The organism is Duncaniella sp. (assembly GCF_029056165.1).
Taxonomy (GTDB): Bacteria; Bacteroidota; Bacteroidia; order Bacteroidales; family Muribaculaceae; genus Duncaniella.
Map to the genome: position 1 here is coordinate 72,680 of NZ_JAIDBW010000003.1, position 15,130 is coordinate 87,809.

17 protein-coding genes and 1 tRNA gene are annotated in these 15,130 nt (G+C 50.5%); 3 read left to right on the forward strand and 15 right to left on the reverse strand.

The features are described from left to right. Positions 1-7 precede the first annotated feature (7 nt). The 5 genes from K2G41_RS00560 to K2G41_RS00580 all read right to left on the reverse strand — a co-directional run bounded on the left by K2G41_RS00560 (position 8) and on the right by K2G41_RS00580 (position 3,069). Positions 8-325, reverse strand: a complete 318-nt coding sequence (locus K2G41_RS00560) for a helix-turn-helix transcriptional regulator (protein ID WP_366145365.1) — start codon at positions 323-325, stop codon at positions 8-10. A 12-nt stretch (positions 326-337) separates the two neighbouring features. Next, positions 338-682, reverse strand: a complete 345-nt coding sequence (locus K2G41_RS00565; protein WP_300112912.1) for a type II toxin-antitoxin system RelE/ParE family toxin — start codon at positions 680-682, stop codon at positions 338-340. 347 nt (positions 683-1,029) lie between these two features. Then, positions 1,030-1,848 carry a DUF5024 domain-containing protein gene (locus K2G41_RS00570; RefSeq protein ID WP_300112915.1) on the reverse strand — a complete coding sequence of 273 codons (819 nt, stop codon included), beginning with the start codon at positions 1,846-1,848 and terminating at the stop codon, positions 1,030-1,032. 136 nt (positions 1,849-1,984) lie between these two features. Next, entirely contained in the window at positions 1,985-2,572 is a 588-nt protein-coding gene (locus tag K2G41_RS00575; protein WP_300112917.1) for a hypothetical protein, read from the reverse strand. Next, on the reverse strand, positions 2,569-3,069 hold the full coding sequence (locus K2G41_RS00580) for a sigma-70 family RNA polymerase sigma factor (protein ID WP_300112919.1): 501 nt from the start codon (positions 3,067-3,069) through the stop codon (positions 2,569-2,571). The genes K2G41_RS00575 and K2G41_RS00580 overlap by 4 nt, the downstream gene beginning before the upstream one ends. 293 nt (positions 3,070-3,362) lie before the next feature. Here K2G41_RS00580 and K2G41_RS00585 point away from each other — a divergent pair, with 293 nt between their 5' ends. Then, positions 3,363-4,670, forward strand: coding sequence for a hypothetical protein (locus tag K2G41_RS00585; RefSeq protein WP_300112922.1), 1,308 nt, complete (start codon positions 3,363-3,365; stop codon positions 4,668-4,670). Between the two features lie 131 nt (positions 4,671-4,801). Here K2G41_RS00585 and K2G41_RS00590 read toward each other — a convergent pair whose 3' ends face one another. From K2G41_RS00590 to K2G41_RS00610, 5 genes are all read right to left on the reverse strand, one after another. Beyond that, positions 4,802-5,320 carry a metallophosphoesterase family protein gene (locus K2G41_RS00590; RefSeq protein ID WP_300112925.1) on the reverse strand — a complete coding sequence of 173 codons (519 nt, stop codon included), beginning with the start codon at positions 5,318-5,320 and terminating at the stop codon, positions 4,802-4,804. Next, entirely contained in the window at positions 5,317-7,356 is a 2,040-nt protein-coding gene (locus K2G41_RS00595; RefSeq protein ID WP_300112928.1) for a hypothetical protein, read from the reverse strand. Before K2G41_RS00595 ends, K2G41_RS00590 begins: the two co-directional genes overlap by 4 nt. A gap of 319 nt (positions 7,357-7,675) precedes the next feature. Beyond that, a complete protein-coding gene (rpsU, locus tag K2G41_RS00600; RefSeq protein ID WP_300112931.1) occupies positions 7,676-7,867 on the reverse strand; it encodes a 30S ribosomal protein S21 in 192 nt (63 codons plus the stop codon). A gap of 187 nt (positions 7,868-8,054) precedes the next feature. Further along, a tRNA-Met gene (locus K2G41_RS00605) sits at positions 8,055-8,131 on the reverse strand. A 161-nt stretch (positions 8,132-8,292) separates the two neighbouring features. Then, complete coding sequence (locus K2G41_RS00610) at positions 8,293-8,808, reverse strand: hypothetical protein (protein WP_300112934.1); 516 nt, start codon at positions 8,806-8,808, stop codon at positions 8,293-8,295. Positions 8,809-8,976: 168 nt separating this feature from the next. Here K2G41_RS00610 and K2G41_RS00615 point away from each other — a divergent pair, with 168 nt between their 5' ends. Together K2G41_RS00615 and smpB are read left to right on the forward strand one after the other, a co-directional pair. After that, a complete protein-coding gene (locus K2G41_RS00615) occupies positions 8,977-9,519 on the forward strand; it encodes a hypothetical protein (protein WP_300112937.1) in 543 nt (180 codons plus the stop codon). A gap of 40 nt (positions 9,520-9,559) precedes the next feature. Further along, positions 9,560-10,012, forward strand: coding sequence for an SsrA-binding protein SmpB (gene smpB, locus K2G41_RS00620; RefSeq protein ID WP_300112940.1), 453 nt, complete (start codon positions 9,560-9,562; stop codon positions 10,010-10,012). 3 nt (positions 10,013-10,015) lie between these two features. On the opposite strand, the gene K2G41_RS00625 is transcribed toward smpB, so the two are convergent. The 5 genes from K2G41_RS00625 to lpxD all read right to left on the reverse strand — a co-directional run bounded on the left by K2G41_RS00625 (position 10,016) and on the right by lpxD (position 14,827). Continuing rightward, positions 10,016-10,564: a hypothetical protein gene (locus K2G41_RS00625; RefSeq protein WP_300112942.1), complete on the reverse strand. Its 549-nt coding sequence runs from the start codon at positions 10,562-10,564 to the stop codon at positions 10,016-10,018. Further along, the gene (locus K2G41_RS00630; protein WP_300112944.1) at positions 10,561-11,538 is read right to left on the reverse strand and encodes an endonuclease; all 978 of its coding nucleotides are present in this window, start codon (positions 11,536-11,538) and stop codon (positions 10,561-10,563) included. The genes K2G41_RS00625 and K2G41_RS00630 overlap by 4 nt, the downstream gene beginning before the upstream one ends. 79 nt (positions 11,539-11,617) lie before the next feature. Beyond that, the gene (gene lpxA / locus K2G41_RS00635) at positions 11,618-12,394 is read right to left on the reverse strand and encodes an acyl-ACP--UDP-N-acetylglucosamine O-acyltransferase (protein ID WP_300112946.1); all 777 of its coding nucleotides are present in this window, start codon (positions 12,392-12,394) and stop codon (positions 11,618-11,620) included. Between the two features lie 9 nt (positions 12,395-12,403). Then, positions 12,404-13,786, reverse strand: a complete 1,383-nt coding sequence (locus K2G41_RS00640) for a bifunctional UDP-3-O-[3-hydroxymyristoyl] N-acetylglucosamine deacetylase/3-hydroxyacyl-ACP dehydratase (protein ID WP_300112948.1) — start codon at positions 13,784-13,786, stop codon at positions 12,404-12,406. Between the two features lie 21 nt (positions 13,787-13,807). Further along, entirely contained in the window at positions 13,808-14,827 is a 1,020-nt protein-coding gene (lpxD, locus tag K2G41_RS00645) for a UDP-3-O-(3-hydroxymyristoyl)glucosamine N-acyltransferase (protein ID WP_300112951.1), read from the reverse strand. Positions 14,828-15,130: the final 303 nt, after the last annotated feature.

Below are 15,130 nucleotides of genomic sequence, written 5' to 3' on the forward strand. Positions count from 1 at the left end.
TCTTCATTTACCAAAGTGCGACTTTTATACCGCCCTCGATTTCTAAATTAGTGTGTAACCCCATCGCCTTAAATGCCCGTATTACGGTTGCAAGGTTGAATGTCTCTCCATTTTCAATACGGCTAACCTGCGCTTTCTTGACTCCCATCAGGTCGCCAAGCTGCTGTTGGGTCATATTCTTACCTTTCCGGGCCAGCCTGATAGCCTCTCCAACATGATAAGCCTGTATTTCTTTATTAACCTCGGTCTCGAAAGCATCACGACGTGGCGTACCGACAGTGCCAAGGATTTTATCCTCAAGAGCCTCTATTGATATGTATTTCATTTGTGCCATAACTTACCTGTATTTGTTGTCAAACCACTCTGCCATTATTGTCTTCGCCTTGTCAATTTCTTTTTTAGGTGTTTTTTGTGTTTTCTTTATAAGCCCATGTGTCGCAACAACGAGAGTCTCATTTTCTTTATCCCAAAAGGCAAACAGACGGTATGCCATGCCCTGATATAAAGTACGGAACTCCCAAATATCGGTATCACCGAGCTTCTTGAAAAGATCTATGTCTTTAACACCGAAACGGACTTTACGGATATTAAACAGGACCTTGTTTTGCACCTTTTCAGGAAGAGATAGTATGAAATCTTCTGCTTCCTTGAGCAATACAAGATTGAAAAGTGGTCTATCCATATTCAGTAGTTTAACACTGCAAAGATATTAAAAGTTTACAAATTTAGAAACATCAAGAGGCCGATTTTTCATATTGCTTTTATCACCACCCGGTGATACTTCACTAAAAACTATATTTGTTAAGTAACTCCCATATCTTTGGTGTCAATCCTCCCACCTCATCAGTCAATACTGGAGAAATAATAATATGAGGTAGATGATGATTTCTGTGATTTGCGTGCTTTAGCGGCTTTTGCTCTCGCTTCAGCTGCCTTCTTTCGAGCCTCGGCCGCCTTCTTACGTGTCTCAGCTGCTTCCCGTAAAGCCTTCGCTCTCGCTTCAGCAGCCGCCGCGCGGGCCTCAGCCGCTTACTGTAAGGCCACCGCACGAACTTCGGCGGCAGCTTTGCTGGCCTTGGAACTGGCCTCAAAAGCAGCCTTGCTGGCCTCAGCCCTTGCCTGTATGGCCATACAGTTAGCCTCCTTTATGGTCTGTGCTGCTGCTTCTACAACCGGATCGCTACTTGTAATGGTGACAATCGTCTTTCCGTCACGCGACACGGTAGTAGTGGTATGCGTATAAGTCAATGCGTCCCCCTTTGTCCCCTCAACAGATATGCGGTTGCCCTTTGAGTCATAGATTACTCCGGGAGTGACACCTGTAAGCATCGAACAGCCATTGTTGTCGAGCAGAGCCATGTCGAGTCTGTCAAGGTCCCCGTCGAAGCTCAACGACACACCGGGGATCTCATGATATTCACTGCGATCCTTTCCGCGTTTCTTTGACGAGTTGACCCTGACTGTAGATTTGATCACAGAAAACACCCACAATTCCCCTTTCTGCACGAGAGCATATTTAGCATACGATCGTCCGTCCTTCGATTCAAACGTGATCGCATAACCGGCGTTCGGATTACGATTGTTCATCTGAAACGACGATGCGTTGCCACGCTCCTTACGGATGGCATCGATAAGTTTATTTGCCAAAGCGTTATCCGTGAACTCATAGAGTCTGTTGGAACTGACGACGGTCTTGGAATCGGGATCGCGCCGTTCGGAATAGACCTCGTTCGTGACACTCTTTGACTTCTCAAGTGCCTTCATGGCAGAGTCAATAGCTTGCTGGGCCACGACACTGAGACTGGAGAGAAGGAGAATGGAGAGGGCGGTCAGACGGATAAAATTCATGTCGGATTATTAAAATGTGGGAGTAATGTTTGATTAGGTTTATCAACTGTCATGACTGAAGAGCTGAGCCTGCAATCTGAGAGAGGAGTAATGAGAGGTGAGAGAGGAGAACGGCGGACAGTAGAGGGGAATATGATCAGTAATCCAGCGTGGCATAGATGAGATCCCTGACTTCAGGGTCGGAAGTGTCGTAGCCATCAAGGACCGAGCGGTCAAACATATCCTCACCTTCTTCAAGACTCATGTCTATGGCATCGAGCCGATCATTGACGATTGCTTCCGTCCGGAGGATTTCAGGGACGACAACGCGCAGATCGGTGATCTTCTTGCCGTCGCGGATTATATAACTGCCCTCATAGCTGAGATATTCCTCAGGTATTTTTGAACCGGTGTCGCGCAGGAAAAATCCTACCGAAAAGAGGAGCACCAGCATGGCAGCGATACTAAGCCACTGCCATGGCCGGAATGGGAGCAAACGCACTTTAGATTCAGATGCGGTCGTGTGGTTTTCAGCCGCCACTTCAGGACTGACGCTCTGGCTGACGGCCTCACTCTCGCCGAGAGAGGCATACCAAGCGAACATCGGGCGATAATCCTCCAGACCGTCGGGTAGATCAGGCCGCGCAAAAAAAGCATACAGAGCCTTCTCCTCGTCAATCGAGGTCTCGCCCGCCATGAAGCGTTCGATTGTGTGGATAATATTTGAATTGTCTATCTGATTCATTGCTTCTGCATGAAAATTTCTTTAATGTTCTGTCGGGCTCTTGAAAGAGCCACGCGTATCGAGCCGGCGGTCGAACCGGTGATCCGTGCGATCTCATCGATTTCCATTCCTTCAAGGTGGCGCATCCTTATCACCGCCTGCTGGACGGAAGGGAGTGATGCGATGATACCGAGCACATCGTCGGCACTCTCCGAGCGGATCATGGCCTCCTCCGGTGAAGGGGTCGAACCATGCTCCCCAACGGTGTCAAGCCCGACCGTGACCCCGGCCGTTTCCCTCAGCATGTCAATGGCTCTGTTACGAGCTATGACCATAGCGAGCGATTCGACGCTGCGATACTCCTCAAGCTTATCACGGATGGTCCACAGTTTGAGCAGGGTGTCCTGTGCCACATCGTCGGCAAGCGAAGGGTCGGACTCGGCCGACATCCCTCTGACCATGCTGACAATGCGCTTCCTCAAAGGAATGGCCATGCGTTCAAACTCGTTGCGGTTCATGTTTCCGACGGTAGCTTCAGAATGTCTTTTATAATATAGACGTAAAAAGTGTGCAAACGTTACACATCTTTTCAAAAAATTTACTTCGATATGTCACATACCCACTGTTAAATTTACTGTCGAATGAACCTCATCGGGGAATAGAGTGTTATAAAAAGTAAAAATATATTTCATACTGCTTATATTTTGTGGTGATCTCCGCAACAGCATATAGATATTCTGCAGGATCACACGCATCACACACTAAGGCTTATTCCCAACTATTTATCCCCACAAAACAACACCATTCAATCATGAACATTCGCCGTATCCTCGCGGGATTTGCGCTGTCAACCCTCGCAGCTCTTCCCTCAATGGCTACCAGCCCTGTTGAAGCGCAACACGAAGCCCTCGTAAATGATCATAAAGTGATCTTTTTCGGCACCGGTGCAGATCCGAAGGCCGATTCGATCCGCAATCTCGTCGAGAACTTCTATTATGATCAGTTCCGGAGCTTCCAAGACCCTCAGGCACCTTATTTCCTATTCATGAGCCGTGACACACAGCTCGCTATGGGCATAGGTGGTATGGTCCGCATGAGAGGATATTTCGACTGGGGTGGTTCGACAGGTATTTCAGGATTCTCCCCTTACTTCATACCCGTGACCCGCAATGAACTCCAGCGTCAGGTGCTCGGCACTACCCCTGCCGGTACGGCTCTCTTTTTCCGCGTCATAGGCCGCAATAAGCAGTTTGGCACCTATCAGCTCTATATCGAAACAAATTTCAACGGCTATCAGGGGCGTGACCTCCATCTGAAGAAGGCTTACGCCATCATCAATGACTGGACCATCGGTTATGCCGCCTCTACTTTCGGCGACGGGGCAGCGGTAGCTCCTACAGTCGATTCATCCGGCCCGACAATGAAGATGGACTGTACAAACGTACTTATCCGTTACCTCCACACTTTCCGTAAGAGCGGAATCTCTGTCGCAGGATCGATCGAGACCCCGTCCATGAGCCTTGAGACAGACGGCACTCAGACAGCCGCGCGCAGTGAGTTTCTTCCCAACATCGCAGCTATGGTGCAGTATGAATGGGCTACCGGCCAGCATATCCGTCTCTCCGCCATCACTCGTTTCCTCCCTTACCGCGATCTCGTCAACGGACGTAACCATCAGGCCGTGGGCTACGGCTTCCAGTTCAGTACCGTGTTCCGTCCGGCTTATCCTCTGACTGTCTATGGCACGGTTAACGCCGGTAAGTCATATTCCAACTTCGGCGGTGACTTCCTTCTCGGAAAGTATGACCTCGTCGCCGACTCCAAGAATCCCGGCAAGCTCTCCACAGTTCCCGGTTGGGGCTATTTCGTAGGTCTGCAATACAATTTCCTCCCTCAGCTTTTCATGTCGGCCACTTTCGGTCAGGGTCGCTACCTGCCATCGACCGGTGTCGAGGGTACGGACTACAAATATGGTCTCTACAGTGCCGTCAATGTGTTCTGGGACGTGACTCCGCGTATCCGCTTCGGAGCTGAAGCCAATGTCGGGAAGCGTCAGGACTTCAACGGTGAGCACGGTTGGGCACGCCGTATCGGCGCACTCGCACAATTTTCGTTCTGACCCGTGAACAATTCAGACAGTCGATCGTTATAAATACAGATTGAAAAAATACGCATCCGTCAGGGAATGTGGATCGGGAGTCCCCCGCCGCTCAGGCCTGACGGATGCGTATTTTTTTGTCCTGCGTCCGGTTACTGAATGTCACTCATCTGACCTCTCTTTCCAAGCTCTATGACTTCAAGTCCGGTGATCTTTCCGGCGTCGAGAGTCAGGCGTATGAGTGTCCTCACCTTTTGCCAGCCGTGATAACCGGCCGCTCCGGGATTGACGTGGAGCAGACCGAGTTCATGGTCGGGCATGACCTTGAGTATGTGCGAATGTCCGCACACCATAAGCCCGATCCTGTGTTCCCTCATGAGCTGTTTCATCCCCGCAGCATAGCGTCCGGGATATCCGCCTATATGTGTCATGAACACACGCACTCCCTCAACCTCAAATATCTCGGCCTCACGGCAGCGACGGCACACATCTCCGTGATCGATATTGCCCCTGACGGCACGCACTACGGGCACTACTCCTTCGAGCCTGCGGATAATGTCAATATCACCAACGTCACCGGCATGCCATATCTCATCGCAGTCCTTGAAATGGGCGGCGTAACGGTCATCCCAGCATGAATGGGTATCGGAGAGGATTCCTATTGTCTTCATGAGCGTTTGAGAAGTGTAAGTTTGTTGAAAAGTATCGTACCGCGGACGTATGTGAGCCAGAGTTTATTGACACCCTCCTTCAGATGAACCACCGCCGTGGTCGATGGATAGACGCGCACCCAGTCATTGGCACGGCGCGACGGGAAGAGCAGCGTACCAACATCCTTTCCGTTGATCCCAAGTGTCCTGACCGCACAGCGGGTCGATCCGTTGGTATAGCCGACGGTGAGGAAGTAATCCCCCTCCTCGGCCACGTTGACATAGCAGGTGATGCGTGTGTTGTGGCGTGCGGCAAGTTCTATGTAGTTTGTCGCTGTGGCCGGATCTTTTATCAGATGGACCGGCGGACGGCGTGGCGTTATTGAAGATGCCTTTACTGTTATGAGCGATCCTTCAGGAGCATCTATATGTGAAGCGGGCGAATAGCCCGAAACTCCCCTTTCGAGCGTCGGGACTATATCTGTCACGAGACATCCGTCAGGCACTCTGTAGGCATCAGTCGTTATAGCTTCCGTCATTACCCCGTCTGTGTATATCTCGTAGTGCAGACGGTCGTCAAAATTTATTATCCTAAGATCGGAAGGGGTTGCCCACTTCACATCCGGAGTCGCAGGGACGGCAAGCGGCTCCATGATACGCAACGGTTTAGCATTAAGATCATTTCCGGAAAGGGTTATATCTATCCGGTGATGTCCGGTGATATCAGCCGCCACGCGATAGGGAGTCACACTGACCGAGTCCAGCATGAACGACACTATGCGGTCACCTGTGCCGTGAATGGCGATATCAAATGTAGCTCCGCGATAGGCAAGATTCTCAATGCGTTTTTCACCGGGAAATATGTCCGGGACCATCGGACGGAAGTTCAGGCAGTCCCTTTCAGGTTTTATCCCGAACAGACCCTTTATCACCATCGCCGGCCATACGGCGGCTTGGTCACCGTCGAGCGTGACGCTCCACACTGCGGCCATGGCGTGGAGAAATGCCGCCGGATTCCTGACCGTGGAGGCGGCGAGTCCATATAGTCCCTGAAGCCATGCCAAGAGCGGAGCTGACGGTATAAGATAAGGATAAGTATGTGGAACACCAAGCTCACCTAAAGGAAGGTTCGCAACTATGGCTGAACTCATCTCAGGCGTAGCTACCTCCGCCATGACCGCAAGCAGATTTGCCTCATTGTCGGTAACGGTTGAAACTATGGGGAAGTAGTCACCATAAAGATACTGGCCGTAACGCTGGAGGTCCGGAAGCCAGAGCCGGTCGTTGACATTATTTCCGATGTTTTCACTCAGTGCATGCAGTTCACGCTCGGCAGATAGGTGAAGTTCGGCGGCCATCCGTGACGCGATCTCCAACGTATGCGCACGCGCGATATTTACCGATGAACTGAAGCTCTGGAAACGCGACATATCGTTCATTCGTGGAGGATATGCTACGGACGGGTCAGTAATATTCCACGGAATCCCGCATTTCAGCTCCGTGCAGAGCGGAGATGAATTGAGAGCCGACTGGCGCGAAAGCATCTTGATAATATAGTCGTAAGCTTCACGCAGCCACTCCGTCGAACCGGTGGCGCAATAGACTTCCCATGCCGCTGAAGCCCAATATGGTTGAAGCGAGGAGCGGGGAAAGTCCTCGTTGTCATCCACAGGGGCAGAGGCGAGACGGCGGAGAGCCGCCATTGACTCTTCAGGACGCATGAGTCCGAGACTAAGATAAATTTCCTCCGCGCTCATGCCCGACGGCGACGCGACGGCCTTTGCGAAAAGTGCATCGGCCATCTTTAAGGCCGTGATCAGACGCGGTGACCGTCTTCCGGTATCGGACGTAGCCGACCACACTTCGCCAATGCAGGTATCCGACAGAGCCTTATAGACAGTTCCGTCACGCACAATACTGTCGGCATACAGTTCAAACCCTCCACTGCTGTAAAGGCTCTCCTTCTCCTCCACGGCCACATTACTGCAACCGGTGGCAAGAGCCATGAGAGACAGCAGAGCCATCATGAGCGAAAGTTTTCGGAGGATCAGGTGCATGTCAGGAATAAATCGTTTCGGAAATTATGGATTATGCATTATATATATGCAATATATCATGCATTATGAATATGGCTGTGTCAAAATGGATAAATTGCGGGTTGTAGGGCTGATTTTGACACATTATATGTGAATTATGAACTATACATTAAACAAAAGCGATGGGGAAAGGCATTGCGGCCAATCCTCATCGCTATCTGATAGCGTATTCTATAATATGTATCAAATAAATTCGGGTGATGCTTGGGGGTATTCAGCCTCCTTTCGATTGATTTGAAAAAATCGTCTGCTTTAGCGGATTGGACGAGGGATACTCTGATTACTCCTCGTTAGCGCGGAGATGCTGAACATAGATAGCCTTCATCATCTTCTTACGGTTGGTGACAGAGGGCTTCTGGAATGCCTGACGTGAACGGAGTTCGCGTACGACACCGGTTTTTTCAAATTTACGCTTGAATTTCTTCAGTGCTTTCTCGATGTTCTCACCTTCTTTTACTTGTACGATGATCATTGTTGTGGTTTTTTGATTAGTTGGTTTTAGTTAATATTATGCTTTCAGCACCTGTTTCTTATTCATTTTCACCTCCATGGAGGAGACTGTGAATATGATTGGCTGAAATTGCGGGGCAAAATTACAACTTATTTTCGTAATTTCAAAGAAAAATCGGCCATACTCGCGTGAGCCTGACCGATTTTCTTGGTAGCGAGACCGAGAATTGAACTCGGGACCTCCGGGTTATGAATCCGACGCTCTAACCAACTGAGCTATCTCGCCATCTGACCAAGTAAAGGACTCCGGTTTTGATTAGTTTCTCGGATATTCCTTTGCTTTTGCGGTGGCAAAGGTAGAAACTTTTTCCGAATCTACAAAATTTTTCAACAAAAACTTTTCAACACTGATTTTAAAATCCATATTACAATCCACATTGGAAATCTTTATTGCGATTCCATTCGCCGCTTGATTGCAGACATGAATCCCTGAACATCCGCCGGATTGAAATATACAGGAAAGACACTTTTTATCCATGAGCGATTGAAGGTGATCAACACTCCTCTCGACGGATATAATTCTATCCCTCTGCTATCTATTACCGGAAAGGCTGCGTGTTTCCGTTTAGCCTGTTTAAGGGTCGCTTCCTCTATATTTATTATTTCATTGATTGGATATTCAATCTTGGTTCTACCTTTGTAGATACATATCAACCGACTATCAGAAGTAATCTCAAAATAGCTTCCTCTTACCAATCTTCTTACATAACAAACACTGTAGAGTGCTGTAAGCATTAATATCAACATAAGCGTAACGTTTACCCATCCGCCTACAGATTTAGCGCCGACATAGATGAGAGGCACTATAATAACAGTGTATAAAATTACCGTTATTGTGTTATTCCTCACGGCCTTCTCTGAAAAACGAAGTTCAAACTTCTGATTATCAACACTTGGATCCATATTCTAATTTATTTACGCAATGCGAGTATATAGTCACTTAACGAGCATACAAAAAATCAAGGTTAAGAGATAACAAAGGTACATAAAAATCGCGTTTTTTATGTACCTTTGTAGTGCATTTGCACTTATGCCAACCGATGCAAGAATCATAACAGTCATCAACATCACATGAAACGCTATCTGCAATATCTCTTTCAGTTGATCCTCTCGCCGGGAAACGGCTGGGAGGACATTGACAAAGCAGCCATCCCTACGCGCGACATAGCTGTCCACGGCTACTATCCGCTCATTGCTGTCACAGCCATAAGCGTTTTCATCCAAGGTCTCTATCATCACATCGAGTTCCTCGAACTTTTCATGAGGATGATAGTGACGTTTCTCGTCTATTTCGTGTCATACTTCTTCGGCGTCTTTGCTATGTCGCTTTTCGTCGAGCCTACGCTCGAACGACGCTATGACGAGAAACGCACACACACCTTCGTCCTCTACACACTCGGACTTTTAGCAATCATCTCATTTATCATAAACGTCCTTCCTGTCACGTCGGCCATGCTCTTTTTCCTTCCGTTTTACGTGGCTCTGATACAGTGGAAGGCTTGCGGCTACATGGGAGTCAAGCCGGAATGTACCGGTATTTTCATGATTATTGTCATATTCGGAGTCCTCATACCTCCATATATCTTCCATTTCCTCTTCTCACTTGTTATATAAAACGGGAATACCCAGCTTACAATTTTCACACAACCGACCTATGATTTCAAAAGACATAAACATAAAGAACAAACGCGCAACCTACGACTATGCTATCGGCGACACTTTCACTGCCGGTATCGTCCTCACAGGCACGGAGATCAAATCCATACGTCAGGGCAAGGCTTCACTTGCCGATACCTTCTGCTATGTCGATAAGGGCGAGGTATGGGTCAAGAATATGTATATAGCCGAGTATTTCTACGGCACTTACAACAATCACGCCGCACGCCGCGACCGCAAACTCCTGCTCAACAAGAAGGAGATAGCAAAACTGGAAAAGAACGGCAAGGAAACGGGATTCACCATCATCCCCCTGCGTCTTTTCATCAATGACCGCGGTCTGGCCAAACTCGTCATCGGTGTGGCCCGCGGTAAGAAGGAATATGACAAGCGTCAGTCCATCAAGGAGCGTGAGGACAAGGTCACCATGGCCCGCATGATGCAGAAATAAGCCTTACGGCACGACGATGACATGCGACTTGTCATCCGAATCGACGATATGATACCAGACCGCTTCGGCGGTCTGTTTTTTCATCCTGACGGTTTTCAATGAGACACCGATGCCGTTGACCGTGAGTGTCGGTCCGACATGCAGCGAATCCGGCTGACGCTCACCGGCTGAGAACACCACACGCGAATCACCGTCGAGATCCACCATCTCACGCCTGCCGTCAGCATGGATCTTCACAAGTATTCCTCCGTAGTCGAAACGCATCACCAATTCCGGACCGCTATAGCGGACACCGTCGTCGGAAAGCTCGACTGAAAAATCAGGCTCTTTGTCCGATGGACCGGGCCGGGGATCATCGCCGGGCTTGTTAGGTTTCACTTCATCACGGCCGCCGTTTTCTTCCTTTTCAGGCTCACGGCGGACATTATCCGAACCGCGTTCACACCCTCCGCAGAGCAATCCGGCGTAGATTACCCCGATGAATGCCGATACGCGCACATAACGGCTGACCTTACCGGAGATATTTCTGAAAAAATGAACCGTCTCCATCATCTATCCTCGATTTTGATCATTACCATTCCGCGCTCTCCGGTGGAACGCACCCTGTATTCAAGCTTATGGCTTCCCGCACCGAGATCAATCGCCGGGATGGATGCCGACGTGACTGCAAGCCCATCGACGGTCCACTCTGCATCGGCTGGAATTTCCGGTGAACAGAGATCCACACGGTCTGTTCTCAACGCGTAGGCCGAACGCAACGGCTGCGGCTCGCCTTCGATTATGAAGCTTTCACCCTTGTGCGACCCCCATAGATACTCCGCGAGTTCCGGATAATCGACAAACGGATTACGGTTGCCCTGCAGCTCCTCGCCACGCTTGTTCTTAGCCACTTCCATTGCCGACGGTGCATGCTCACGATGCCAGCCGAGAAGCAACTGCACGGCATATTCCGTGAGACCCGGATAGGCAGCCGAGGTCATGACCATGTAGCCGCGCGGTGTCCACACTCCGGCCGGATAGATCATCGACATGTAGAAAAATGCACGCGCCAGTTCCCCGCGCAGGGCTTCGGGAGGAGAATAGAGATCTGTCTCAATTCCATAGATCTCACGGCGCCCGACGCTCCACAGCAGGCCGTCAAACGAAGGAGTCGTCACATAACCGGGGGTGAGATCCCCGCGCCGTGTATCCACATCCTCCGTCAGCGGCAGGAGATTGTAAACATCGTTTCCGACGGCCTCCCCGTACTTTTCCGTAGCCTCGCTCCACCATGCGGACGGAACGAATGTGCTCCACACATAGCCCTGTGGCAATTGCCCAGACTTCACCTCGATCTGCACGGCTGAAAATTCATCGCACATAGTGAAATTGAGCCCGCTCCTGTCAGCCATCCTGACCGGACGTGCATAGGTCGCTACAGCCTGCTGCAATGCCCGTCCGCTTTTACCGTTAAAGGGCACTTCGGCCACCGTAAGGGTGGAAGCCGAAGTGCCCAGTATCATTATCATGGAGACAAGACGTCTCATTATGCAATCGTATATGTGGATATGGAGCGGAAATGTGACGACGGGGCCATTACTTGGCCGTCAAGACCGCTGCAGAGACTTAGACGTAGCCGCGGATGATGCCACGCTTTGAATTACGGACGAAAAGAATGATTTCGTCGCGCTCTTTGGTAGCGGGAAGTTCAGCCTCGATACGCTCCACTGCATCCGAATTGTTAAGACCCGAAAGATAGAGGTAGCGGTAAGTCTCCTGAATGTCACGGATAGTCTCGTTGGAGAATCCGCGACGGCGCAGACCGATTGAATTGACACCGGCATAAGCGATAGGCTCGCGGGCAGCCTTGACGTAGGGAGGGATATCCTTGTTGACAAGCGCACCGCCCTGAAGCATCACGTGAGGACCGATGTGGCAGAACTGGTGGATGAGCGCACCGCCGCCGATCACGGCATAGTCATCGATAACGACCTCGCCTGCACACTGCACCGCATTGGACATGATGACATTGTCACCGACCACACAGTCATGAGCCACGTGGCAGTAAGCCATGATGAGGCAATTGCTGCCGACGACGGTCTTACCCTTCGAAGCCGTACCGCGGTGGATGGTGACACATTCGCGGATCACCGTATTGTCACCGATGATGGCAACTGATTCCTCGCCACGGAATTTCAGATCCTGAGGAGGGCCGGAAATGACAGCACCGGGGAAAATCGTACAGTTCTTTCCAATACGCGCGCCTTCCATGATGGTCACGTTTGAACCGATGCGCGTTCCCTCGCCGATCTCGACATTCTGGTCAATTGTCACAAACGGATCGATCACCACACTGGGGTGGATCTTGGCAGCGGGATGGACGTATGCTAATGGTTGTTTCATCTCTGAATCTTATTTGTTCTTTATAATCTGTGCCATGAATTCACACTCGGTGACGATCTTCTCGCCGACGAAGGCATAGCCCTTCATCATGGCGCAGCCGCGACGCAGCTCCGTCAGGAATGAGACATGGAAAATGAGAGTATCTCCGGGGACGACCTTCTGGCGGAACTTCACATTGTCGATCTTCATGAAGTAGGTCGAGTAACGCTCCGGCTCGTCAAGACCGCTGAGCACGAGCAGACCGCCTGTCTGTGCCATAGCCTCGACCTGAAGCACTCCGGGGAGCACCGGCTCTTGCGGGAAGTGTCCTTGGAAGAAAGGTTCGTTGGCAGTGATGTTCTTGACACCTACGATATAGTTCGTACCCTTCTCGATAATCTTATCGACGAGAAGGAAGGGATAGCGGTGAGGGATGAGCTCGCGGATGCGGTTGTTGTCCATCAGCGGCTCCTTGTTGGGATTATAGACAGGGGCCTGTACCTCCTGATGCTTGATCTCGCGACGGATCTTCTTGGCGAAAGTCGTATTGATCGAGTGGCCGGGTCGGGTAGCGATGACGCGACCCTTGAGCGGACGGCCTATGAGAGCTATGTCACCGATAAGGTCGAGGAGCTTATGGCGGGCGGGCTCGTTCTCATGAGAGAGGGGCGAATCGTTGACATAACCGAATTCGCTGACATCCTTGTGAGGCACGTTCATGAGGTCGGCAAGACGGTCAAGCTCTGCCTGCTCCATCGGAGTATCGTATATGACGATTGCGTTGTCGAGGTCACCGCCCTTGATGAGATTTCCTTTCACGAGAGGCTCGATCTCACGCACGAACACGAATGTGCGGCTCGAAGCGATCTCCTCACCGAAACGTTCCATCGTATCAAGGGTTGCGAACTGATTGTTGAGCACAACCGAATTGAAGTCGATCTTCACGTCGGCTGAAAATTCATCGTCCGGCAGTACAAGTATCGACGAGCCGGTGGCTTCGTCGCGCACTTCGATCTTCGATTTGATATAGAAGAAATCCTTGTCGGCCTTCTGATCCTGCAGACCCACGCGCTCGATGGCTTCGCAGTAGAAACGTGCGCTGCCGTCAAGGATAGGAAGCTCAGGAGCATTCACCTCGATAAGTACGTTATCCACTCCCGCAGCATACAGCGCGGCCATTGCGTGCTCGATAGTTGAAACGCGCGCATCACCCTTGGCGATGACGGTGCCACGGTTGGTGGCAACGACATTCTCAGCGAGAGCATCGATCACCGGCTCACCCTCAAGATCGACACGCTTGAACTTGTAGCCGTGATTGTCAGGCGCGGGAAGGAAGCGTGCGGTGATCTCAAGACCTGTGTGGAGGCCCTTGCCGGTGAGAGTAAACTCGCCGTTTAATGTCTTCTGATTCATATATGTGGTTTATTAATTTCCTTATTTTATCTTCTTCTCAAGCTCTTTGACGCGGTCATAAAGCGAACCGAGCTTCTTGACATACACGAGGTTTCTCGCATATTCACCCATCTCCACGGCGGGCGCACCCATCACGCGTTCACCCGGCTTCGTGGGCTTGCTCACACCACTCTGCGCACCGATCTGTGTGCCATCGGCGATAGCGATGTGACCGACGAAACCGACCTGACCGCCCACCATGCACTGCGCACCGATCTTGGCCGATCCAGCCACGCCGACCTGTGCGGCCATCACTGTGTGAGCACCGACAGAGCAGTTATGGGCAATCTGGATAAGGTTATCGAGCTTCACGCCCTTGCAGATGCGCGTCGCGCCCATCATCGCACGGTCAATCGTCGTATTCGCTCCGATTTCGACATCATCCTCAATCTCGACATTGCCCGTCTGGGGGATCTTCTCATATCCGCCCTCCACCGGAGCGAAGCCGAAGCCATCAGCACCGATGACCGCACCCGAATGGATGATGCAGCGCGAGCCGACTTTACATCCATGATAGATTTTTACGCCGGCATAGAGGATTGTGCCCTCACCGATCTCGCAGCCGTCGCCGATGTAAGTCTGAGGATAAATCTTCACACCGGGTGCAAGCTTGACGCCTTTGCCGATATAGGCGAATGCTCCGATGTAAGCGTCCTCAGGAACTTCTACTCCCTCGGCAATGAACACCGGTGATTCCACCCCGACTTTCTCAACCTTGGTCATCTTCGTAACCATGTCAAGAAGATGAGCCACGGTAGCATACGGATCATCCACCCTGATGAGCGTTGCGCTCACGGGCTGTTCGGCGACAAAATCACGCTTGACCAGAACCACAGATGATCCGGTCGAATAAATATGATGTGTATATTTTGGATTAGCCAGAAACGACAATGCTCCCGGATGACCTTCCTCGATCCGGGCAAATGTACTGATTTTTACATTTTCATCACCTTCAACCGTTCCGTTGACCATTGCAGCGAGTTGTGACGCAGTGAGTTCCATGTATGTGAGGTTAAAATTCTTGATAAGTATATTGCTAAAATGGCTGTTGACAGTCATTCCCATGCAAAATTACAATAAAATTACGGAACGTCAAACAAAACTCATGAAATAAGACCTTTTACACCCAATAATGCCACCCTAAAGGCATTCCGGGCATTCTGAAACCGGATAATTTCCTGAAAAGAATCCTCTCCCGCCATGGCCGTATGAATATAAAAAAAGCCGAAGCTGATATGCATTTTGCATTTCAGCTCCGGCTCGTAGAGGGGGCGGTTATCTACTTTCCCACTTTCGCAGTATCAT